The sequence below is a fragment of the Streptomyces sp. NBC_00377 genome, from assembly GCF_036075115.1.
In the GTDB taxonomy this organism is placed as follows: Bacteria; Actinomycetota; Actinomycetes; order Streptomycetales; family Streptomycetaceae; genus Streptomyces.
On sequence record NZ_CP107958.1, the window covers coordinates 6994263 to 7015173 of the forward strand.

Annotated in this window: 19 protein-coding genes, 1 tRNA gene and 2 pseudogenes; 14 read left to right on the forward strand and 8 right to left on the reverse strand. The window is 71.5% G+C overall.

Annotation, left to right across the window (positions count from 1 at the left end; translation table 11 throughout):
- Nucleotides 1–4 precede the first annotated feature (4 nt).
- Complete coding sequence (locus OHS71_RS31025) at nt 5–712, reverse strand: AbfB domain-containing protein (RefSeq protein WP_328482628.1); 708 nt, start codon at nt 710–712, stop codon at nt 5–7.
- Nucleotides 713–1097: 385 nt separating this feature from the next.
- Here OHS71_RS31025 and OHS71_RS31030 point away from each other — a divergent pair, with 385 nt between their 5' ends.
- On the forward strand, nt 1098–1418 hold the full coding sequence (locus tag OHS71_RS31030) for a DMT family transporter (protein ID WP_328482629.1): 321 nt from the start codon (nt 1098–1100) through the stop codon (nt 1416–1418).
- Nucleotides 1418–2008 (forward strand): TetR/AcrR family transcriptional regulator, encoded by a 591-nt coding sequence (locus OHS71_RS31035; protein WP_328482630.1) that lies wholly within the window; start codon nt 1418–1420, stop codon nt 2006–2008. The genes OHS71_RS31030 and OHS71_RS31035 overlap by 1 nt, the downstream gene beginning before the upstream one ends.
- On the opposite strand, the gene OHS71_RS31040 is transcribed toward OHS71_RS31035, so the two are convergent.
- A complete protein-coding gene (locus OHS71_RS31040) occupies nt 1962–2861 on the reverse strand; it encodes a winged helix-turn-helix transcriptional regulator (RefSeq protein WP_328482631.1) in 900 nt (299 codons plus the stop codon). The genes OHS71_RS31035 and OHS71_RS31040 overlap by 47 nt on opposite strands.
- Nucleotides 2862–3004: 143 nt before the next feature.
- Between OHS71_RS31040 and dapD the strand changes: the two genes are divergently transcribed.
- Nucleotides 3005–3994 (forward strand): 2,3,4,5-tetrahydropyridine-2,6-dicarboxylate N-succinyltransferase, encoded by a 990-nt coding sequence (gene dapD / locus OHS71_RS31045; protein ID WP_328482632.1) that lies wholly within the window; start codon nt 3005–3007, stop codon nt 3992–3994.
- A gap of 464 nt (nt 3995–4458) precedes the next feature.
- On the opposite strand, the pseudogene OHS71_RS31050 reads toward dapD, so the two are convergent.
- Nucleotides 4459–4653, reverse strand: a pseudogene (locus OHS71_RS31050) (cupin domain-containing protein); the annotation flags it as partial.
- Between the two features lie 77 nt (nt 4654–4730).
- A complete protein-coding gene (gene dapA, locus OHS71_RS31055; protein ID WP_328482633.1) occupies nt 4731–5627 on the reverse strand; it encodes a 4-hydroxy-tetrahydrodipicolinate synthase in 897 nt (298 codons plus the stop codon).
- 212 nt (nt 5628–5839) lie between these two features.
- Between dapA and OHS71_RS31060 the strand changes: the two genes are divergently transcribed.
- The 3 genes from OHS71_RS31060 to OHS71_RS31070 all read left to right on the forward strand — a co-directional run bounded on the left by OHS71_RS31060 (nt 5840) and on the right by OHS71_RS31070 (nt 8126).
- Nucleotides 5840–6394, forward strand: a complete 555-nt coding sequence (locus OHS71_RS31060; RefSeq protein WP_328482634.1) for a DUF3618 domain-containing protein — start codon at nt 5840–5842, stop codon at nt 6392–6394.
- Between the two features lie 196 nt (nt 6395–6590).
- Nucleotides 6591–7241, forward strand: coding sequence for an ArsR/SmtB family transcription factor (locus OHS71_RS31065; protein WP_328482635.1), 651 nt, complete (start codon nt 6591–6593; stop codon nt 7239–7241).
- A gap of 141 nt (nt 7242–7382) precedes the next feature.
- On the forward strand, nt 7383–8126 hold the full coding sequence (locus OHS71_RS31070; protein WP_328482636.1) for an SRPBCC domain-containing protein: 744 nt from the start codon (nt 7383–7385) through the stop codon (nt 8124–8126).
- A gap of 15 nt (nt 8127–8141) precedes the next feature.
- Here OHS71_RS31070 and OHS71_RS31075 read toward each other — a convergent pair whose 3' ends face one another.
- On the reverse strand, nt 8142–9968 hold the full coding sequence (locus OHS71_RS31075) for an endonuclease/exonuclease/phosphatase family protein (RefSeq protein WP_328482637.1): 1827 nt from the start codon (nt 9966–9968) through the stop codon (nt 8142–8144).
- Between the two features lie 293 nt (nt 9969–10261).
- Between OHS71_RS31075 and OHS71_RS31080 the strand changes: the two genes are divergently transcribed.
- The 4 genes from OHS71_RS31080 (at nt 10262) to OHS71_RS31095 (ending at nt 15454) form a co-directional block, all read left to right on the forward strand.
- Entirely contained in the window at nt 10262–11689 is a 1428-nt protein-coding gene (locus OHS71_RS31080; RefSeq protein ID WP_328482638.1) for a hypothetical protein, read from the forward strand.
- Between the two features lie 209 nt (nt 11690–11898).
- Nucleotides 11899–13362: an alkaline phosphatase PhoX gene (locus OHS71_RS31085; protein ID WP_328482639.1), complete on the forward strand. Its 1464-nt coding sequence runs from the start codon at nt 11899–11901 to the stop codon at nt 13360–13362.
- Nucleotides 13363–13421: 59 nt separating this feature from the next.
- Nucleotides 13422–13491, forward strand: a tRNA-Ile gene (locus OHS71_RS31090).
- Nucleotides 13492–13864: 373 nt separating this feature from the next.
- Nucleotides 13865–15454 carry a TROVE domain-containing protein gene (locus OHS71_RS31095; RefSeq protein ID WP_328482640.1) on the forward strand — a complete coding sequence of 530 codons (1590 nt, stop codon included), beginning with the start codon at nt 13865–13867 and terminating at the stop codon, nt 15452–15454.
- Between the two features lie 12 nt (nt 15455–15466).
- Here OHS71_RS31095 and OHS71_RS31100 read toward each other — a convergent pair whose 3' ends face one another.
- Both OHS71_RS31100 and OHS71_RS31105 read right to left on the reverse strand, forming a co-directional pair.
- A complete protein-coding gene (locus OHS71_RS31100) occupies nt 15467–15841 on the reverse strand; it encodes a hypothetical protein (protein WP_328484701.1) in 375 nt (124 codons plus the stop codon).
- A gap of 39 nt (nt 15842–15880) precedes the next feature.
- A pseudogene (locus tag OHS71_RS31105) lies at nt 15881–16026 on the reverse strand (3-oxoacyl-ACP reductase); the annotation flags it as partial.
- A 154-nt stretch (nt 16027–16180) separates the two neighbouring features.
- On the opposite strand from OHS71_RS31105, the gene OHS71_RS31110 reads away from it, so the two are divergent.
- The 4 genes from OHS71_RS31110 to OHS71_RS31125 all read left to right on the forward strand — a co-directional run bounded on the left by OHS71_RS31110 (nt 16181) and on the right by OHS71_RS31125 (nt 19421).
- A complete protein-coding gene (locus OHS71_RS31110) occupies nt 16181–16489 on the forward strand; it encodes a muconolactone Delta-isomerase family protein (protein WP_328482641.1) in 309 nt (102 codons plus the stop codon).
- Between the two features lie 384 nt (nt 16490–16873).
- Nucleotides 16874–17515, forward strand: a complete 642-nt coding sequence (locus OHS71_RS31115) for a GntR family transcriptional regulator (RefSeq protein ID WP_328482642.1) — start codon at nt 16874–16876, stop codon at nt 17513–17515.
- 102 nt (nt 17516–17617) lie between these two features.
- Nucleotides 17618–18637 (forward strand): 1-aminocyclopropane-1-carboxylate deaminase, encoded by a 1020-nt coding sequence (locus OHS71_RS31120; protein ID WP_328482643.1) that lies wholly within the window; start codon nt 17618–17620, stop codon nt 18635–18637.
- 211 nt (nt 18638–18848) lie between these two features.
- Nucleotides 18849–19421, forward strand: coding sequence for a TetR/AcrR family transcriptional regulator (locus OHS71_RS31125; RefSeq protein ID WP_328482644.1), 573 nt, complete (start codon nt 18849–18851; stop codon nt 19419–19421).
- Nucleotides 19422–19611: 190 nt separating this feature from the next.
- On the opposite strand, the gene OHS71_RS31130 is transcribed toward OHS71_RS31125, so the two are convergent.
- Nucleotides 19612–20802, reverse strand: coding sequence for a TerD family protein (locus OHS71_RS31130; protein WP_328484702.1), 1191 nt, complete (start codon nt 20800–20802; stop codon nt 19612–19614).
- Nucleotides 20803–20911 lie beyond the last annotated feature (109 nt).

Sequence of the window (20911 nt, forward strand, 5' to 3'; positions counted from 1 at the left end):
GGCGTCAGCCCAGGGGGCTCACCAGGCGGAAGGAGAAGTCCGCCCGGTTGGTCGTGTTGTAGCCCCAAGGGTCCAGGCGCAGCTGGAAGTTCTTGTGACGCAGCGCGTAGTTGGGGTAGTTGACCGACTGGAGCAGCACCGCGCCCGGCGCTCCGGAGTATCCGGGGCAGAAGGTGGCGTCCTGCTTGAACAGCGAGGAGCCGTCGTTGCGTTCGGCACGCAGCACGAAGTTGCGGTGGCGCAGGTACCTGCCGTCGTGCGTCGCGAACGTGTAGCAGGAGCTGTTGGACAGCCCCTTGACCACGGTGAAGGTGGAGTCCTCGCGGGACTCCGAGCCACGCGGCGCGTCGAGTTTCACCAGACCGTCACTCACGTGCCAGTACCGGTCGGGGTAGTTGACCGCCTGCACCGACCGCTGGTCACCGGACGGCGCCGGGTCGGCGGGCTTCCTGGTCGGCGGGGCCGAGGGCCGCGCCGAGGTGTGGGGAGACGAACTGCCCTGTGCCTCGGGGGAGGAGGAGGACTTCGGCGACGCGGACCCGGACGGGGACGCGGAGGTGTTCTTCCGCCCCGCCGGTGTCGCCGACCCGCTCGCGGAGGGTGTGGCGAAGGAGATCAGGCCGCCCCCCGTCTCGTCGTCCGAGAGTGTCTGTCCCTGACGGCCCTTCGACGTGTCCTCCAGGGGCTTGTCGTTGAGGGCGATTGCGGTCACGCACGCCACGATGGTGGCCACGGCGAGACCGCCGGCCAACCAGAGGCGTCGTGTTCCGGGTGCCCGGGAGGTATCCGGGGCCCAGCCGTTCTCCCAGGGTTGCTCCTGGGACGGCCGGGACTTGTTTTCTGGCATGCGCTGTTCCTCCAGCGGTACCCCTGACGGCTGCCGCGGCTGCGATGGCCCGGTGTGTGAACGGTGAAACAGTAGTGGAACGTGTGGCTCACGTTCAGCCGTTTGGGCGAGCGCTTTCCATAACGCTTTCGACTCTGCGGCCACTTGGGGGCGCGGCTCACCCCGTGGCCCGTAGCGGCGAGGGGCGCGGGAGCGGTGGTCGGGTCACCGTTGTGTACGACTGTACGCATCGTTGTGTACGCTCGTACACATGGGATATCTGACGCTCGCCGGCGCCATCGCCGCCGAGGTGGCCGCGACGACGGCCATGAAGTACAGCGACGGGTTCAGCAGGCTCTGGCCCTCGCTGCTGACGGCCGTCGGCTATGTCGTCTCCTTCCTCCTCCTCGCCCAGACCCTCAAGACCGTCGGCATCGGCACGGCGTACGCGATCTGGGCCGGGGTCGGCACCGCGGCCATCGCCGTCATAGGGTTGGCCCTGTTCGGGGAGTCCCTGACGCTCACCAAGGTCGCGGGCGTCCTGCTGATCGTCGGGGGAGTGGTCGTGCTGAATCTGGGAGGTGCGCACTGATGCCCCGGCGCCACGACCCCGAGCGGCGGCAGCGGATCATCGACGCGGCGATCCGGGTCGTCGGCGACAAGGGACTGGCCGGGCTGAGCCACCGCACGGTCGCCGCCGAGGCGGACGTGCCGCTGGGCTCCACCACCTACCACTTCGCCACCCTCGACGAACTGGTGACCGCCGCCCTGCGCCAGGCCAACGAGGGTTTCGCCAAGGTGGTGGCGGCGCACGGCGGCCTGACGGACACCCGCCTCGACCTGCCCGCCGAACTGGCCGGACTGCTCGGCGACTGGCTGGCCGGCGAACGGACCGGCGTCGAGCTGGAGTACGAGCTCTACCTGGCCGCCCTGCGCCGGCCGGCGCTGCGGCCCGTCGCCGCGGAGTGGGCCGAGGACCTCGCCGCCCTCCTCGCCCGGCGCGTCGACCCCCTCACCGCCCGCGCCCTGGTCGCGCTGATGGACGGGATCTGTCTCCAGGTGCTGCTGACGGACACGCCCTACGACGAGGAGTACGCGCGTGAGGCGCTGGCACGGCTCGTGCCGCCCGCGCCCGTCACCCGTCCGGGCCGGTCCCCTCGCCGAGGCGCCGGACGGAACTGAGCGCCTCCTCGACACTCGCCACCACGTCCGTCACCGGATACTGCACCTGCCGTACCACCCGCTCCCGGTCCACGACCAGCGTCAGCCGCTTCAGCCGGCTCACCCCCGCCGACCGGAACGTCGGCAGCCGAAGCGCGGTGATCAGCGCCAACCCGGCGTCGGACAGCAGAGGAAAGCCCAGCCGCTCCTCCCGGACGAACGCGCGCTGCTCGTCCGGGCGTTGGGTGGACACGCCGTGTACCGCCGCGCCCGCCGCACGGAACCCTGCGAGCCGGTCGCGGTAGGCGCGGGACTCCAGCGTGCAGCCCGGGGCGCCCGGGATGTCCGTCCAGTCCGGAGGGTAGGCGTCCGGGCGGGCAAAAGCGCCAGGGACGCAGTAGAGAACGGTGTACGGCGCGTCGTCGGCGACCGGATCGCGCGGCGCACCCCGGTCGTCGACCAGCAGGAGTCCCGGCAGCCGGGTTCCCACCAGCGCGTGCACGCGCCGGGCCTCCGCAGAGGACTCCCCGGCCGTGGCCGTGGTGTCTCCGTCGCCCAGGACCCAGGCGTCGCCCCAGTCCTGAAGGGCGACCAGAACGGGCAGCAGCGCCCGGCCGCGTGGAGTGAGCCGGTACTCGAAACGCGCCGGACGCTCCTGGTACGGCACCCGCACGAGCACCCCGGCCTCGACGAGGAGCCGTAGCCGCTCGGTCAACACCTTCCGGGACAGTCCGAGTTCACGCTGCAACTCGTCGAACCGGTGCACCCCGCGGGCCGTGTCCCGGACGATCAGCAGGGTCCACCAGTCCCCGACGACGTCCAGCGCCTGCGCGATGGCACAGCCCGAATCCTCCAGGCTCGTCCTGCGGGCCATGGGCCTCCTCCCTCGCTGACGGCCATGCTGGCACAGCTGGTTCCCAAGAGGAACTCACGAGGTCGCCGGGGTCGCACGGCTCGCCGACTGAGACACCGCTGTGCGGGTTGGCCACTGCGGCCCCCGCCGGTTAGGTTGCCCTCATGACCGACACGACTGCTCCTCGCACCACCGGCGCCGTGGCCGCCGGCCTCGCCACGATCGCCGCCGACGGCACCGTTCTCGACACCTGGTTCCCCGCGCCCGAGCTCGTCGCCGAGCCCGGCCCGTCCGGCACCGAGCGGCTGTCCGCCGGGAAAGCCGTGGAGCTGCTCGGCGAGGGTGCGACGAAGGCGGTCGGCCCGGACGCCCGCCGCGGCGTCGAGGTGGTCGCGGTCCGCACCGTCGTCGCCGCGCTCGACGACAAGCCGCTCGACGCGCACGACGTGTACCTGCGCCTGCACCTGCTCTCCCACCGGCTCGTCAAGCCGCACGGGCAGAGCCTCGACGGCATGTTCGGCCACCTCGCCAACGTCGCCTGGACCTCGCTCGGCCCGGTCGCCGTCGACGACGTCGAGAAGGTCCGCCTGAACGCCCGCGCCGAGGGCCTGCACCTCCAGGTCACGTCCATCGACAAGTTCCCGCGCATGACGGACTACGTCGCCCCGAAGGGCGTCCGGATCGCCGACGCCGACCGGGTGCGCCTCGGCGCCCACCTCGCCGCGGGCACCACGGTCATGCACGAGGGCTTCGTCAACTTCAACGCGGGCACGCTCGGCACCTCGATGGTCGAGGGCCGCATCTCCGCGGGCGTCATCGTCGGCGACGGCTCGGACATCGGCGGCGGCGCGTCCACGATGGGCACGCTGTCCGGCGGCGGCAACGTGATCATCTCCATCGGAGAGCGCTGCCTCATCGGCGCCGAGGCGGGCGTCGGCATCGCTCTCGGCGACGAGTGTGTCGTCGAGGCCGGCCTGTACGTCACCGCGGGCACCCGGGTCACGATGCCCGACGGCCAGATCGTCAAGGCCCGCGAGCTCTCCGGAGCCTCGAACATCCTCTTCCGCCGCAACTCGGTCACCGGCGCGGTCGAGGCCCGCCCGAACAACGCGGTCTGGGGCGGCCTGAACGAGATCCTGCACAGCCACAACTGACCGCCGGCGGCCGGTGGCCTTCCATCGATCAACTCGATCGGCGGGATCAACGCGCCGACCTGCTGCTGAGCGGTCGGCGCCTGTCCACGTCGGTCACCACGGAGTGCCCTTCCACGGCCCGAGGGCGGCCCGGGAGGGCGCTCGGGTCGGTCGGCGCCCGGCCCCACTCCTCGTCGGCGTGCGCCTGCCGTACGACCGGGCATGCAGCCGTGGCCGTGTCGGCAACTCGTTCCCGTGGCGCGGCGAGTCTGTCAGGCCGGTCGTACGACGGGAACAGACCGCTCAGGTTCCTTCCGCGATCTTTACTCCTGGCAGGATTCCGAGGGGCGTCCGGCACCCGTCACCTGCGCCGTCTTCCCTTCCGTCCGCCGCCGGCCCCCACCGCTGAGACCCGACGCACCGAAGGCTGCACCCTCGGCGCCGTCCGGACGCTGCCGAGGATCGAGCCCCGCGCCGCCCTCGGCTCAGGACTCGAGGAGTGTGTGCCCGGTCGTTGCGTCCACATGGTCCGGGACCTCGTCGTGGCGATCGCCCACGCTCAGCGTCCCGGTGGGTTCGAACATGAGGATCGCGGCGCCGGACGGAGCGTACGGCTTGTGCTCCGCGCCTCGCGGGACGGTGAAGACCGCTCCCTGGGGGAGCAGGACCGTGCGCTCCCCACGGGCGTTCTCCGGTTTCGGCGTACCTACGCCGCAGACAGGTCTTCGCGGGTCGCTGCCCCGCGCTCGGCGGGGGTTCAGAACTCCGGGTCGGCGATCAGGCGGTCGTAGGCCGCGTGCAGCTTGTCGGTCGTTGCCCGGTCGGCGGGGCGCAGTGGCGGCCGTACCGGGCCCGCCGGCAGGCCGATTTCGCCGAGCAGGGCCTTGGCGGTGACGGTTCCGGGCAGGTCCGAGGCCATCATCAACTCCATCAGCTCGGTCGCCCGTTGCTGGCGTCGTGCGGCTCCCGTGGTGTCACCCGCGTCGAACGCGTCGAGGACCGCACGGAGGTGGGCCGGAACCACGTTCGCGACCGTGCTGACGTATCCCGCCCCTCCCACCGCGTACAGCGCGAGGTTGTGCTCGTCGCTGCCCGCGTAGTACGCCAACCCGGTGCGGGAAAGCACCTTCTGAGCGCCGAGGAAGTCCTGGGAGCAGTCCTTGACCGCGACGATCCTGGGGTGCTCGGCGAGCCGGAGCACGGTGTCCGGCTCGATGCGGACGCCCGTGCGGCTCGGGATGTCGTACAGCATCACCGGCAGCCCCGATCCGTCCGCCACCTCCCGGAAGTGCGCCTCCAGCGCGTCCTGCGGCGGCCTGCTGTAGTACGGGCTGACCACGAGCACCCCGTCCGCGCCCGCCTTCTCGGCGGCCAGGGCGAGTTCGACGGTGTGGCGGGTGTCGGAGGTGCCCACCCCCGCCACGACCGAGGCCCGGTCGCCCACCGCGTCCCGCACCGCGGCCACCAGCTGCGCCTTCTCGGTGTCCGACGTGGTCGGCGACTCGCCCGTCGTACCGGAGAGCACCAGTCCGTCGCAGCCGGCGGACACCAGCCGGTCGGCGAGCAGGCGCGCGCCGTCGAGATCGAGCGCACCGGCACCGGTGAAGGGCGTGATCATCGCGCAGAGGGCGCGGCCGAAGGGGGTTGTCGTCATGGGCGTAGTCTCGGCGATACGACAGTGAAGCTCTACTTAATTTTCCTAAGGGGTATGAGTAAGCGTTGCTGCGAGGAGGGTGCGGTGGACCGCTGATCGCCCGGCCGGGGCCGGGACCCGGTGCGGGGCGGTGCGGGCGTCCCGTTGCGGGGGTGGGGGTGGTCGGCCGGGGTACTCGGAAGTTCTGGGAACACAGAGGAGGCGGCGCACCGATGACGGACAGGACACCGGCCGACCTGCGTCGGCAGATCGAGCAGACCCGGCACCGACTGGGGGTCACGGTGGAGGAGTTGGCGGTCAGGGCCGACCTCCGGGGTCGTACCTGGGCCCGCGCCGCCGACCTCATGGACCGCGCCGGCGCGGTCGGCGTGCAACTGCGCAGCACGGCGTCCATGGCCGGGTACCGGATCCAGAAGCGGGCGAACCGGGCCGGTCACACGGTGCAGGGGCGCGCGGGCCGGGCGGGCCACGTGATCCAGGAGCATGCGGGCCGCGCCGGTCATACGGTGCGCAACACCGCGGCGCGCGCCGGTCACGGTGCCCAGGGCCGCGCGGTCCATGCCCGCCGTGCCGGCCACGGCCTGCGGGGTGCGGCCTCCCGCGCGGGGGGCGCCGCGCCGTCCGTGCCCGCTCCGGTCCGGGCGCCGGTGCGGTTCGCTCAGCGGTATCCCCGGCCGGCGGTGGTCGTGGGCGCCGCGGTGGCGGCACTCGTGGCGGCCGGTGCGATCGGGAGGAACAGGGCCAGGGCGGGGGTGAAGCCCCGGTAAGGGCATCGTCCCAGGCATCGTCCTGGGGTCGGGTGAGGGAGGGGCGACGGCCCGGTGTCCGCGGCGTGCGGATGCCGGGCCGTCGGCCTGTCGGGCCACCGAAGGCCGTTTTGTCCGAGCGTGGGGGATCGTGATGTCACCCACCGAAGACTCGATTGTCCTGGACAAAAAAAGTTTTCGGTGAGACGGTGGACGCATGCTGGATGTGACCGTGATCGAGGACCCCGAGGCCGCCGCCGTCTCCCTGGACCCCATACGGGCCGGGCTGCTGGCCGAGCTGGCGGCCGGACCCGCCTCTGCGGCGATGCTGGCCGGCCGCGTCGGGCTGCCGAGACAGAAGGTGAACTACCACCTCAAGGCGCTGGAGCGGCACGGCCTGGTCGAGTTGGCCGGTGAGCGTCGCAAGGGCAACGTCACCGAGCGGCTGATGCGGGCGACCGCCGCGTCGTACGTGATCTCGCCGCTCGCGCTCGCCTCCGTGCAACCGGATCCCGACCGGTTCCGGGACCAGATGTCCGCGCGCTGGCTGCTCGCGCTCGGCGCCCGGCTGGTGCGTGACGTCGGCTCGCTGATCACCGGTGCCGCGAAGGCACGCAAGGGCCTGGCGACCTATGCGCTGGACGGGGAGGTGCGCTTCGCCTCGGCGGCGGACCGGGCGGCGTTCATCCAGGAGTTGACGGCGGGGGTCAGCGGCCTGATCCGCAAGTACGACGCCCCCGACGCGGAGGACGGCCGTGACCACCGGATCGTCGTCGCCGTCCATCCCACGGTCAAGGCCGAACCCGGGACCGGCAGCCAGGACCGCGGTCCCGGCCGGACCCGAGCCCCCGAACTCGACAGTCAGTAGCCAGTAGGAGCCAGTAGGAGCCGGCAGCGGCCACCAGCCAGTGGTCGGTACGCAGTGGTCGGCAGGCCGCAGTCAGCGGTCAGCGGTCAGCAGTCAGTAGGCACCAGCCAGAAGCCGACAGTCAGGTCAGGTGAGACAACCATGTCCAAGGAATTCGAGATCGCCCGCGAGTTCGAGGTCGACGCCACACCGCAGCAGGTGTGGGACGCCTTCACGGCCGGGACCGGCGGCTGGCTGTGGCCCATGGAGGAGCCGGAGCCGCATGCGGGCGGCAAGGGCCCCTTCGGGTCCACGGTCACCGTGTGGGACCCGCCGCACCGCTACACCAACCGGGTCGAGAACGTCGACGGCATCTCCGAGCAGACCCTCAACCAGCTCGACTACACCGTCGAGCCGCGCGACGACGGCCGTCGCGCCTGGGTGCGCTATGTGCACAGCGGCATCTTCGTCGACGACTGGGACAACCAGTACGACGCGGCGGGCCGGCACACCGACTTCTACCTGCACACCCTGCGCGAGTACCTCACGCACTTCGACGGCCGTCCCGTCGCCTTCGTCACCTTCGACGGGCCCGACGCGTCCAAGGAGTCCGGCGCCCTCACCGCCGTGGCGCGGGCGCTCGGCCTGGCGGACGACGCGTCCGAAGGCACGAGCGTCCGGGGCGCGGGCCCCGAGGGGCGCTCCCTCGACGCCGTGGTCGACTTCCGCAACCCGTACTTCGTAGGGCTGCGCACCGACAACGCCCTCGTCCGCTTCTTCGGCCGCAACCACTGGGGTTACCCGGTCGGCGTCAGCGTCCACGACTTCGCTCGGGACGCCGACGCCGAGGCGAACGAGACCGCCTGGCGGGGCTGGCTGGACGCGGTGTTCAGCCGGCCCCTGTGACCGCTGCCGCAGGTGTTACGGCTTGAACCGCAGCACCTGCGGGTCGTGGTCGCTGATCTGGTCGTGGAACTCCGAGTTGATGTGCACGCTGTCGTACGCGAAGTCGCCGTCGTGCTTGATCGACCGGCTCACCAGGATCTGGTCCAGGACCTGCTGGTTGCCCTGGTAGTCGTAGGTGTAACGCTCGTTCCGGGACAGCGACTTGATCGCCGACCAGAGCGTGCCGTCGCCCTCGAGGATCTGGGCGGTGCCGGAGAACTCGAAGTCGTTGATGTCGCCGAGGGCGATGACGTCCGCCTTCTTCTGCACGTCGAGGATGTCCTTGACGAAGGCGTTGACCAGCGTCGCCTGCTGGTGGCGCTGGGTCTCCGAGCTGCGCACCACCGGCTGGTACTGCGCGGTCAGGCCCTGGTCGCCGCCCTTGGAGTTGAAGTGGTTGGCGATCACGAAGACCGTGCGGCCTTGGAAGACGAACTCGCCCACCAGCGGCTTGCGGCTGCTCGCCCAGGCCGCGTTCGCCGGGTCGATGCGGCCGGGGGAGGCGGTGAGCTGCGGCCGGCCGTTCACCTCGGTGACGCCGACGGCGGTGGTGGCGTCACCGCCCGCGCGGTCGGTGAAGGAAACCCGCTCGGGGTTGAAGAGGAACACCTGACGGATGTTTCCGCCCGGCTCGCCGCCGTCGGTGTTGTTCGTCGGGTCGATCGAGCGCCAGTCGTACCTCGGGCCGCCAGCCGCCACGATCGCGTCGATCAGCTTGCCGACGGTCACGTCGGCGGCGGTCGTCCCGTCGTTCTTCGCGCCGTTGTTGTCCTGGATCTCCTCCAGGGACACGACGTCGGGCGACTGGAGGTTGTTCACGATCGCGGCGGCGTGCTCCGCGAAGGTGGCGTCGGTCGGGTCGAGGTTCTCGACGTTGTACGTCGCGACCGCGAGCTCGTCCGCCTTCTGCTTCTGCGTCGTCTCCCGCTCCAGGCCGCCGCTCACGAGCGTGCCGAGCCGGCTCGCGACGAGCGTGTAGCCGCCGAACTGGTTGTAGTCCAGCGGACCCGAGGTGACACCGTCGAGGGTGTCGCCGACGTTCGCGACGGGGAAGTCGGCCGTCGCGCCGAGCGACTGGATCTGGAGCCGGCCGGTGTTCTGCGACGCGTAGGAGTCGTACAGCGTGCCACCACGGCGGGTGTCGTTCTCGTGCGGCTTCACCGTGACCCACAGCTCGCTGTACGGGTCGGTGGCGGTGACCACGCCGGCGTCCTCGACCTGGACGTTCATGCCCTCGAGGGACTCGTAGTAGTCCAGGGCGTACGTGGCCGGGCGCAGGGGGAGCGCGTTGACCGAGTTGTTCGCGGCGGGGTCGCCGGCCGGGGCGTAGGCCGCCGGGACCGACTTCTTGTTCACGACGGCGGCGGCGGGGACCGCGTTGCCGCTGGAGAGGACCGTCACCGTCGGCTTGGTGATCTCGGTGACCGACTGGTTGCCGGTCGAGACACCGCCCGGCACGAACTCCGAGACCGTGCCGTTGACGGTGACGGAGTCACCGACGGCGACCTTCGGGGTGGAGCTGGTGAAGACGAAGACGCCCTCACTGGTGGCCGGGTCGGCGTCCGGGTTCGGATCCTGGATCCAGAAGCCTCTGGACGAGCCGTAGGTGCGCACGCCGGTGACGATTCCGGCCACACCCGTGACCGCCTGGCCGGCGTACGGCGATATCCGGGTCGTGCCCTGGATGTCGTGGACGGCCACCGTTGCCGCCTGGGCGGGAGTGGTGAGTGCGACGGTGGAGGCCGCGGAACACACGGCGGCGACGGTGAGCGCGGCGAGACGCGCGGACTTCTTGCTCGGCAACGGAAATCCCTCCGGGGACGTACATGAGTGCCGGGACGAGGGTGGAGCGTGGAACCGGGGGCCGCGACCGGCAGGGCGGAGGCGACGCGCGTAGAAAATACAGTGAACAGATGTCCATCGGATTTCTACGCGCGTCAATCTCCTGCCTGGTCACGCCACTTGTCAAGGTTTCAGCCATGTACGGGGCCTGGCGGGGAGATGAACCGGGCGGCATGGGTCCATACCCGTCTAGGCTGAGTGGCCCAGTGCCCCCAGCGGGCCGGTGGCACCACGCGCCCTAGGAGAACCAGCCGATGTCAGACAGCTCCCCCCTGCCGCCGGTGCGGCTGCACCCCGAAGCGGAGCTGGCGCGCGACGCGCTGTCCACACCGTTGCTCTCCCGGGCCGCCCTGCTCGCCCGCTGGGCGGGCCCCGGCACCCGGGTCGACGCCGGGGGAGGGCTGGTCGAGGAGCAACTGGCGCCCGCCGCCGAGGCGCTCGGGCTGACCGGTGACGACGCCGCCGCCCACGCGAGCGAGGCCTGGCGGGTCGCCCTGGACGCCGGGCTCGTGGAGGTCGTCGACGAGGATGCCGGCACCGTCATGGCCGGCGAGGAGCTGGCGCTGCTGACCTCGGGTTCCCCGCACGACATCCTCGCCGTCTGGCTCGGCGCCCTGGAGACCGTGCTCGCCGACGCGGCGGTGCCCGACCTGGACGAGCTGATGGAGGCGATGGACGAGGGCGGCGAGATCGACTTCTCCCGGCTCGACTGGAACCCCGAGGCCGAAGCGGAGTTCCTCGACGGCGTGCTCGGCAACCTCTACCTGCTCACCGCCGGCGAGGACGGCCCGGGCGACGCCGCCGTCCCGCTCCCCGCGCTCGCCGCGTCGATGATCATCCCCGGTGACATGGAGGAGCCCACCAACGACGTCCTGGAGCAGGTCTCCGACGCGATGATGCGGCTCGACGACCAGTTCCGGCTCCTGGAACCGATCGGCATCGTCTCCTACCGGCCCGTCGACGAGGACCTGATGGCCGACCCCGAGGAGGAGCCCACCGCCCCCCTCGACGAGACCGACGTCTCCCGCTACGGCATGGTCCGCCTCACCCCGCTCGGCGTGTACGGGCTGCGGGCCCGGCTGCGGGAGGCCGGCTTCGACGCCCCGGCCGTCGGCGACCTCGCCGACAAGGGCGCCGACGTCCTCCTCGAGGGCAGCGCCGGCTACGGCTCGCGCGCTGCCCTCGCCGAAACCGAGCAGTGGCTGATGCGCCGCGAACCCCTCGACGCGGCAAGGGAGTTGCTGGCCGCAGCCCGCGGCTCGGACCCCGGCGCGCCGCTGCGCCGACTCCGCTGCCAGCAGGCCCTCTCCCTCCTCGGCGCCCAGGCCGAACCCGCCGTCCGCGAGGTCCTCGACGACGCCGAACTCGGCGGCCTCGCGCGCGTCTGGCTCAGCGAACTCGGCGCGACGGACGTACCGCCGCCCTCCGAGGAACTGGTTTTCTGGCTCACCATCGACACCCTGGCCGCGCAGCTCGCCGCCGAGGGCAACTCCGAGGAACTCCAGGCCCTGGTCGAGGGGCTGGCCCAGCAGCACGGCGGATTCTTCTCGGCTGCGTGGCGCGTCGACCACCCGGCGACCCCGGATGTGCTGGAGGCGATGGGACGCCTGCACCCGGACAAGCGCATCGCGAAGGAAGCACGCAAGGCGGCGTTCAAGGCGCGGTCGCAGCAGGGCGGATGAAGCCGCCCGGGGTGCGGGGCCCCTCGCCGCGCTGAGGGGCTTTCTTTGGTCTCCGGTGGCGCTCCCGTGGCCTGATCCTTACGACTTCATGGAACGGGGTCCCCTGAAGTCGCTCCCTGTTCAACTCCCGTTCAGGCATGGGCGGGACGGTGTCGCCGGAACCGAGGTCCGCCACCCTCCACGGCACTACCACCGTCTCAGGAGACACCATGTCGCTCACCCGCAGGGACTTCGCCAGACAATCCGCGATCACCGGTGCCGGGGTCGCGCTGGCGGGCAGCGTAGGCGCCCTCGCCACCGCGCCGAACGCCCTCGCGTCCACGGAGACCGACTCCGATGTGGACACCGCGGACGCGAAACAGGCGTCCGCGGCCCGGCACCACGGGCTCGGCTACGGTCCCCTGGTGCCCGATCCCGCGGGCATCCTCGCGCTGCCCGCCGGGTTCAAGTACCGCGTCATCACCTACAGCGGCAGGACCAAGCTGGAGTCCGGCGAGATCACCCCGTCCAACCACGACGGCACCGCCACCTTCTGCGGCCCGCGCGGCGCGACCCTGCTCGTCAACAACCACGAGCTGAAGGGCCCGCGTGCGAACTGGCAGTACCCGGTCCCGCTGACCGCGGGGCTCGTCTACGACCCGGCGGCCGCCGGTGGCTGCACGGTCGTCGAGGTACGCCCCGGCGGGCATGTCGCCGAGTGGGTCGGTATCGCCGGCACGTCCACCAACTGCGCGGGCGGCACCACCCCTTGGGGCACCTGGCTCACCGGCGAGGAGACCGAGGACAAGGCCGGCCAGAACGGCATGACCAAGGACCACGGCTACATCTTCGAGGTCGACCCCGAGGACCGCCGCGCCAACCGCGACCCCAGGCCGGTCAAGGCATTCGGCCGGTACGCCCACGAGGCGGTCGTCATCGACCCCAAGCGCGGCCACGCCTACCTCACCGAGGACGCCTCGGGCCCCAACGGCCTCCTCTTCCGCTGGACCCCGCCGGCCGGCTTCCGCCACGGCCGCGGCAAGCTGCGCACCCTCGCCGACGACGCAGGCGTCCTCCAGGCGTTCAAGTGCTTCGACTCGGGCGGCAAGTTCGTCGACGACCTCTCCCGCGCCACGAAGATCGGCACGGTGTACGGCGTGGACTGGGTCGACGTCCCCGACCGCGACGCCAGGACGGTGTCCGTCCGCAAGCAGTTCACCGACGGCCAGGTCACCCGCGCCCGCAAGCTGGAGGGCATGTGGTGGGGCGACGGCGGCACGTACATCGTCTCCTCGTACGCCCGTGACGAAAGCCCCGTCCAGCACGACGGCGCCGTCTGGTTCTACGACCCCAAGCGCCGCACCCTGACGCTGAAGGTCCTGCTCGGGGTGAACCCCGACCCGTCCGTCGACGGCGCCTTCGACGGACCGGACAACATCACCGTCTCCCCGTACGGCGGCCTCGTGATCGCCGAGGACGGCGAGGGCGTCCAGCACCTGTTCGGCGCCACCGACAGCGGCCGCACCTACCCCATCGCCCGCAACGAACTGAACATCGGCACCGCGGAAAAGCCGGAGTACAGCGAGTTCACCGGCGTCACCTTCTCGCCCGACGGGCACACCCTGTACGCCAACATCCAGACGCCGGGCATCATGCTGGCCATCACCGGTCCCTGGAAGCGGCAGAAGCGGTGAGCTGCAAGCCGTAATTAATTCACTCGCTCGACCCGCGGCCGTCCTCCTAAAGTGATGCATGTCCAGGTGCGAAGGCAGGACCTACTTCCACTGATAATGGGGCGGCCGCGGGTTCGAGTCCCGCCACCGGCACAACGCGCCGGTGTAGCTCAGGGGTTAGAGCACCTTGTCGGTTCCGCCGGCTTCGATCTCTGGACACCACAATTTCACAGCACCTCCCGGTGCGCTGGCTGCGGCTACTTCTTTGCCATAGAAACAGAAGCCGCCGCCGACTTTTTCTCGGGAGGCGCAGCATGTGGTGGGTGCCCGGTGCGCAGGCAACGGTTACTTCATTGGATCGGACGGTCGCGGGTTCGAGTCCCGTCATCGGCTTCAGGTCGGTGTAGCTCAGTCGGTAGAGCATCTGGCTAAGTCCGTCGCCGACCCCTGATCTCGGGCACCCTCCTTTTGTTGCGCCTTCCCCGATACATCATCATGAACAATGAATTCGGGGGAATTCACCATGGCGCGCTTCAATGTCCGTGCCCGTAAGCCGCAGTCCGTCTCGCCCGTGACCACCACGGGCCGCGTGCTCCGCACCCACCAGGGCGGCCGGGGCCATGAGCGGGACGCCCGCTCCGAACTCTTCCTGCTGGCGATCGCCAACTTCGTGTCCCAGCAGACCTTCTACGAGTCCGGCGCCGCCCGTGACGACCGCTTCGCCGCGCTCGTGCGCGAGCTCGCCGTCAGCGACCCTGCCTGGACCGCCGGTCTGCTCGGCTGGCTGCGCGGCGAGGGCAACCTCCGCACCGCCGCGATCGTGGGCGCCGCCGAGTACGTACAGGCGCGTCTGGCGGCGGGCGCCACCGACGGTCCCTCGAACCGGCAGGTCGTGGACTCCGTGCTGCGGCGTCCCGACGAGCCCGGCGAGCTGCTCGCGTACTGGACGGCGACGTACGGCCGCAACATCCCGAAGCCCGTCAAGCGCGGCGTCGCCGACGCCGTACGCCGGCTCTACAACGGCAAGTCGCTGCTGAAGTACGACACTGCGTCCAAGGGCTACCGCTTCGGCGACATCCTCAACCTGGTGCACGCCGCGCCGGACCCGGCCAAGCCGTGGCAGGGCGAGCTGTTCCGGTACGCCCTCGACCGCCGGCACAACCCGGACACGGCTGTGGTGCCGAAGTCGCTGCCCGTGCTCGTCGCCCACCGTGACCTGATGGCGCTGCGCCCCGCCAAGCGGCGCAAGGTCGTGACCGGAGCGCAGGGTGCGCGACGTCTGGCCGAGGCGGGCATGACCTGGGAGGCACTGGCGGGCTGGCTCCAGGGGCCGATGGACAGGGCGGCGTGGGAGGCGGTCATTCCCACGATGGGGGCGATGGCCCTCACGCGAAACCTGCGCAACTTCGACGAGGCCGGTGTCTGCGACGAGGTCGCCGCGCAGGTGGCGGCGAAGATCAGCGACCCGGCGGAGGTCGCGCGCTCGCGGCAGTTCCCCTTCCGCTACCTCGCCGCGTACCAGCACGCGCCCTCGCTGCGCTGGGCGTACCCGCTCGAGCAGGCGCTCGGCCATTCGCTGGCCAACGTGCCCGCGCTGCCCGGCCGGACGCTGGTGCTCGTCGACCGTTCGGGTTCGATGTTCTACGCGCGTCTGTCGGACCGCTCCGAGCTCAACCGGGCCGACGCCGCGGCGATCTTCGGCACGGCGCTCGCGCTGCGGGCGGCGGACGCGGACCTCGTCGAGTTCGGCACCGGCAGCAACGCGATCAAGTTCCGTAAGGGGGAGTCGATGTTGAGGATTCTGGAGCGTTTCGGTGACCTCGGTGGTACGGACACCACCGAGGCAGTGCGCCGGCACTACCGCAAGCACGACCGGGTGCTGATCGTCACCGACGAGCAGTTCACCGCGAGCCGCCACGGTGACCCGACCGACCAGGTCCCGGCGAACGTGCCGGTCTACACCTGGAACCTGGCCGGCTACCGGGCGGGTCACGGCCCGTCGGGGAAGGCGAACCGGCACACCTTCGGCGGGCTCTCGGACGCGGCTTTCCGGATGGTGCCCCTGCTGGAGGCCGCCGACGACACGCGGTGGCCGTGGGCCGCCGCGGCCTGAGAGGCCGCGGAGTCAGCCGAGCCGCGAGACCTGGTAGTGCCCGATGCGCCAGTCGTCGCGCTCGCGCCGCACCAGCACACCGAGGTACACGGCGATCGTGGGCCGGTCGGTGAACGAGAACTCGACCTCCAGATAGCCGAGGACGAGGTCGTCGGCCAGACGTCGGGTCTCGAGGATCCGGTAGCCGGCCGTCATGCCGAGGGGCTGGGAGTCGTAGTAGTCCGCGACTCCCGGCCTCCCCACGCTGTAGGGGTGCAGACCCTGGAAGATCGCGTCCTCGGTGAACAGGGCGGCGACCCGCAAAGGTTCGTGCGCGTCGACGGCGGCCTTCCACCGGTCCAGGACGCCGCGCACGATCTCGTCGTCGCCCTTGGTGCCGCTGTTCATCGCAGTGTCCGTGTTCATCGCAGTGCTCCTGTCCGCCGGTCAGTGGCCGGCGCTCATTCCCCGTCGGCGTGCGGGACCTCGCCGGTGACGAACGGGGCGTTCTCCCAGTAGACGACCGCGTCGACGATGCCGCTCCGCTCGCCCATCCGCCCGACGGGATGCAGGGCGGCGAGGAAGTCGTGCGTGGGTCCGGGACGACCCGGTAGGAGGCTGTGGCCACCAGCCGGGAGCAAGGCGGCCGTGGCGGTCCACGCGGGGCGGGCGCACGATGGGGGTCGGGCAGCGCGGCGGCATCGGGCCGCCGCGGCCCGACGAGGCCTCACGGAGCGGAGCGGGACCATGCGGGAGTTCCTGGTCGAGATCACCACCACCGTCCCCGAGGGCACCGGTCAGGGCGAGGTCGACGAACGGCGCGCCGCCGAGGCCGTCCGAGCCCGTGAGCTGGCGGCCTCCGGCCATCTGAGCCGACTGTGGCGACCGGTCGGTGAACTGCGCAGCATCGGTGTCTGGTGCGCCGCGGACGAGGCGGAACTCCATGAGAAGGTGCTCGGCACGCTGCCGCTGCGCCCCTGGATGACCCTCACCGTGACCGCGCTCCAGCCCCACCCCAACGACCCCGGCCGGGCCCGCCCCGGCAACCCGCTGTGACAGCTCTCCGCTGTCCCGCGGCCCGGACCGCCGCCGCGACCCTTCGCTTCAGACGGTGGTCGTGCGCGGCTGCGGGCGGGGGCGTTCAGGAGGGCCAGGCGGTTGCCCCGGAGGGAACCGGGACGGGCGGCGTCGTCGTAGACCTCGGCGAACATGACCTGCCCCTCCGGCTGGGCGACCACGGCACGCGCCGCCGCCCGGGTGTCGGTCACGGCGGCCTCCCCGCGGTCGGGGGCCTCGGCGACCACCGACTCGACCATGCCGACCTGCGCCTCGTGGATCCCCTGGAGACGTTTTCGCGGACGGCCTCGGGCTGGTTGCTCGGTTCCACGGCGCCGCCGTCGCTCTTGCGCGGACGGGGGACTGATATCTAACATTTCAGTTATGGAGGCTGTGCCGCGCACTCTGCTCAGGGACCGCGCCTACGAGGCGATCCGGGACGCCATCGTCGCGGGGGACATCGCCCCCGGCGCGGTGGTGCGGGACGCCGATCTCGCGGAACGGCTGGGTTTGTCCCGCGCGCCGGTGCGGGAGGCGTTCGCCCGGCTCGTCGACGAAGGGCTGCTGGAGAGCAAGCCGCAGAGCTACACGCGGGTGACCCCGGTCGTGGCCTCCGACGTACGCGACGCGGCGGCGGTGGTGGGCGCGATGCACGAGCTGGCCACCCGGGTGGCGGTGCCCCGGCTGTTCGCGGCGGACGTCGAGGGGATGCGCTCGGCCAACGAGCGGTTCGCCGCCGCCGTACGGGCCGGGGACGTCGACGCCGCCCTGCGCGCCGACGACGCGCTGCACGACGTCCTCGTCCGGGCCGCCGGCAACCGCGCGGCCGCCGCCACCATCGCCCGCTACACCCCCCTCATCCGGCGGCTGGAGCGACGGCGCTTCGGGGAGGGCGGCACCTGCCGTTCGGCCGGACTGCACGGCCGGCTGATCGAGGCCTGCGCCGACGGTGACGTGGACGGGGCGGTCCACGTCACGGCGGAGATCTGGCGCACCCTCGCGGACCTCGCCGACTCCGACGGCTGAGCCACCGAGCCACCGAGCGGCCGAGCGGCTGAAGGGCTGAGCGGCCGAGCCCGAGGAGTGACCCAGCGACCGATCGACCGACCCACTGCTCCAGGAGGCCTCATGTCCCTCTCCTCGTACGCGCGTTACCCCCTTCTCTTCGGCCCGTCCCCGGTCCATCCGCTGGAACGGCTGACCGCGCACCTCGGCGGAGCCGCCCTCTGGGCGAAGCGGGAGGACTGCAACTCCGGCATCGCCTACGGCGGCAACAAGACCCGCAAACTGGAGTACCTGGTCGCCGACGCGCTCGCTCAGGGCTGCGACACGCTCGTGTCGATCGGCGGGGTGCAGTCCAACCACACCCGTCAGGTCGCGGCCGTCGCCGCCCGCGCCGGACTGAAGTGCGTGCTGGTGCAGGAGAGCTGGGTCGAGTGGCCCGACTCCGTCTACGACAAGGTCGGCAACATCCTGATCAGCCGGCTGGCCGGGGCCGATGTGCGACTGGTGCGGGCCGGGTTCGGGATCGGCTTCAAGGAGAGCTGGGAGCTGGCCCTCAGGGAGGTCGAGGAGTCGGGCGGGAAACCGTACGCCATCCCGGCCGGGGCCTCCGACCACCCGCTCGGCGGACTCGGCTTCGCCGGGTGGGCGTACGAGGTCGCCGAACAGGAGCGGGAGTCGGGCGTGTTCTTCGACACCGTGATCGTCTGTTCCGTGACCGGATCGACCCAGGCCGGCATGGTCGCCGGGTTCGCCGCGCTGGAGGAGGCCGGCGGGCGGCCGCGGCGCGTGATCGGCATCGACGCCTCGGCCAAGCCGACCGAGACCCGCGAGCAGATCGCCCGCATCGCCGACGGCACGGGCCGGCTGATCGGCGTGCGGCGGGAGCTGACCGTCGAGGACGTCGAACTCGACGAGCGCTACCACGCCGGTGTCTACGGTGTCCCGGACGAGACGACCCTGGAGGCGATGCGGCTCGCCGCGCGGACCGAGGGCATGGTCACCGACCCGGTGTACGAGGGGAAGTCGATGGCCGGACTCGTCGACCTGGTCGCGCGCGGCGAGATAGGCCGCGACTCCACGGTGCTGTACGCCCACCTGGGCGGTCAGCCCGCCCTGAACGCGTACAGCGCGCTGTTCGGGTAACCGGTCACTCCTGTTCGCCGCTGCTCCGGCTGGTGCGTACCGTCGAGGATCGCCGCCCGGTCGGAACGCGGCGCCGCATCGTCACCGGCGGCCGGTTGGCGTGGGCCGGAGGCCGCGGAGGCGATCCGGCGGGCGCGGTCGTCAGGGACGCCGGCGGGCCTGAAGCGTGCCAAAATGCGGAGAGAGCCCCCGCTTCGCAAGGAGTATCTGGATGACGCAGGTCAGGCCGATGCGTGCGGACGCTCGCCGCAACTACCAGCGCCTGCTGGAGGTGGCGGCCGAGGCCTTCGCCGAGCGAGGGGAGAGCGCCTCCCTCGACGACATCGCCAAGCGGGCGGGTGTCGGTTCCGGCACGCTGTACCGGCACTTCCCGACCCGGCAGGCGCTGCTCGAGGCGGCCTACCTCGACCGGATCGAGGCGCTCGCCGTGCGGGCCGACGAACTCGGCGGCGAACTCCCGCCGGGCGAGGCGCTGGTGGAGTGGCTCAACGAGCTCTGCGTCGGCACGATCCAGGTGCGCGGCATGAAGTCGTTGCTGGGTTCCGCCGTCACGGACGGGAGCGCGGCCGCCGTCACCGCCTGCGGCACGAACATGAAGGGGGCGGCTGCCCGGCTGGTGGAGGCGGCGCAGCGGGAGGGGACCCTGCGGGCGGACATCGAGCCGATCGACGTCCTGCGCCTCGCGCACGGAGTGGCGACGGCGTCGGAGCTGGCCAAGGGGGACGGCGACGCCATCCGCCGTTATGTGTCGCTGCTGACCGAGGGCCTGCGGCCCGTGCGGTGACGACAGCGGGCGCCCCCGTGCCGGCGGGCGCCCGTGGCTGAACGACTGCGGTGGGAACCACAGCGTATGCACGACTGGGGTTGTACGACTGCGGTTGGAGCGACTCCGGTTGAACGACTACGGCCGGCGCCGACGGCGGTCGGGTCGCCGCGGCTGCCCGCCCGCGACCCGCGGACCGGCCGGCGTACGGCTACAGCGCCTGGGCGCCGGGCTTCACCATGTTCCGTACGGTCCGGGCCTTGACGAACTCGCCCATGGCCGTCATGTCCCACTCGCCGGAGAACTGCCGGATCAGCTTGGCCATCAGCACACCCGTCTGCGGTTCGGCGCCGGTGAGGTCGAAGCGGACGAGTTCCTCGCCGGTCGAGGCGTCCAGCAGACGGCAGTAGGCCTTGGCGACCTCCGTGAACTTCTGGCCGGAGAAGGAGTTCACCGTGAAGACCAGCCCGGTCACCTCCTGCGGGAGACGGCCGAGGTCGACGACGATCACCTCGTCGTCACCGCCGCCCTCACCGGTGAGGTTGTCGCCGGAGTGCTTGATCGCGCCGTTCAGGATGGAGAGCTTGCCGAAGTAGCAGCTGTCGATGTGGTTGCGCTGGGGGCCGTAGGCGATGACCGAGGCGTCCAGGTCGATGTCCTTGCCGCGGAACGCGGGCTCCCAGCCCAGACCCATCTTGACCTGCGAGAGCAGCGGGCGGCCGCCCTTCACGAGGGAGACGGTCTGGTTCTTCTGGAGACTCACGCGGCCCTTGTCCAGGTTGACCTTCCCGGTGGCCGCGGGAGCCGCCGGGGCGGGCGGCGCCGGGGGCATCGGCGGGGCCGCCGGAGCCAGCGGCGACTGCGCCACGGGCGCCGGGGCGGCCTGCCGCGGCGGAGCGGCGGGCGCCGGTTCCTCCACCGTCACACCGAAGTCGGTGGCGATGCCGGCCAGGCCGTTGGAGTACCCCTGGCCGACCGCGCGGGCCTTCCAGGCGCCGTTGCGCAGATAGATCTCGACGACCACCAGCGCCGTCTCCGAGCCGAGCTGCGGGGGAGTGAAGGTGGCCAGCACGCTGTTGTCGTCCGCGCTGCGGATCGTCGCCGTCGGCTCGACGCCCTGGAACGTCTGCCCCGCCGCGTCCGGGCTGGCGGTGACGACGATCTTCTCGATGCCCGGGGGGACCGCGGACGTGTCGACGGTGATCGCGTCGGGGGCCGCACCGCCACCGGAACGGTAGGTCACGCCGGGGCCGCTCGGCTGGTTGTAGAAGATGAAGTCGTCGTCGGAGCGCACCTTGCCGTCGGCGGTGAGCAGCAGGCCCGAAACGTCGAGCCGCACCGGAGCGGCGACGTCCACCGTCACACGGGCGGTGGAGAGAGGGATGTTCGAGCCGGGGGTCATAGCTGTCATGCCGGGTGAACGAGCGGGACCACTTTGCCGTTCCCTTACCCGGACCCGAACGGACGCAGGCAGGGACCTGGCGGCGATACCGCGCCCACCACGATCGTCC

Bases quoted from the DNA above. Each gene is read 5' to 3' on its own strand.
- OHS71_RS31030 (WP_328482629.1), top strand. From the start codon at position 1,098: ATGGGATATCTGACGCTCGCCGGCGCCATCGCCGCCGAGGTGGCCGCG.
- OHS71_RS31035 (WP_328482630.1), top strand. From the start codon at position 1,418: ATGCCCCGGCGCCACGACCCCGAGCGGCGGCAGCGGATCATCGACGCG.
- OHS71_RS31040 (WP_328482631.1), bottom strand. From the start codon at position 2,861: ATGGCCCGCAGGACGAGCCTGGAGGATTCGGGCTGTGCCATCGCGCAG.
- dapD (WP_328482632.1), top strand. From the start codon at position 3,005: ATGACCGACACGACTGCTCCTCGCACCACCGGCGCCGTGGCCGCCGGC.
- dapA (WP_328482633.1), bottom strand. From the start codon at position 5,627: ATGACGACAACCCCCTTCGGCCGCGCCCTCTGCGCGATGATCACGCCC.
- OHS71_RS31060 (WP_328482634.1), top strand. From the start codon at position 5,840: ATGACGGACAGGACACCGGCCGACCTGCGTCGGCAGATCGAGCAGACC.
- OHS71_RS31065 (WP_328482635.1), top strand. From the start codon at position 6,591: ATGCTGGATGTGACCGTGATCGAGGACCCCGAGGCCGCCGCCGTCTCC.
- OHS71_RS31070 (WP_328482636.1), top strand. From the start codon at position 7,383: ATGTCCAAGGAATTCGAGATCGCCCGCGAGTTCGAGGTCGACGCCACA.
- OHS71_RS31080 (WP_328482638.1), top strand. From the start codon at position 10,262: ATGTCAGACAGCTCCCCCCTGCCGCCGGTGCGGCTGCACCCCGAAGCG.
- OHS71_RS31085 (WP_328482639.1), top strand. From the start codon at position 11,899: ATGTCGCTCACCCGCAGGGACTTCGCCAGACAATCCGCGATCACCGGT.
- OHS71_RS31095 (WP_328482640.1), top strand. From the start codon at position 13,865: ATGGCGCGCTTCAATGTCCGTGCCCGTAAGCCGCAGTCCGTCTCGCCC.
- OHS71_RS31100 (WP_328484701.1), bottom strand. From the start codon at position 15,841: ATGAACAGCGGCACCAAGGGCGACGACGAGATCGTGCGCGGCGTCCTG.
- OHS71_RS31110 (WP_328482641.1), top strand. From the start codon at position 16,181: ATGCGGGAGTTCCTGGTCGAGATCACCACCACCGTCCCCGAGGGCACC.
- OHS71_RS31115 (WP_328482642.1), top strand. From the start codon at position 16,874: ATGGAGGCTGTGCCGCGCACTCTGCTCAGGGACCGCGCCTACGAGGCG.
- OHS71_RS31120 (WP_328482643.1), top strand. From the start codon at position 17,618: ATGTCCCTCTCCTCGTACGCGCGTTACCCCCTTCTCTTCGGCCCGTCC.
- OHS71_RS31125 (WP_328482644.1), top strand. From the start codon at position 18,849: ATGACGCAGGTCAGGCCGATGCGTGCGGACGCTCGCCGCAACTACCAG.
- OHS71_RS31130 (WP_328484702.1), bottom strand. From the start codon at position 20,802: ATGACCCCCGGCTCGAACATCCCTCTCTCCACCGCCCGTGTGACGGTG.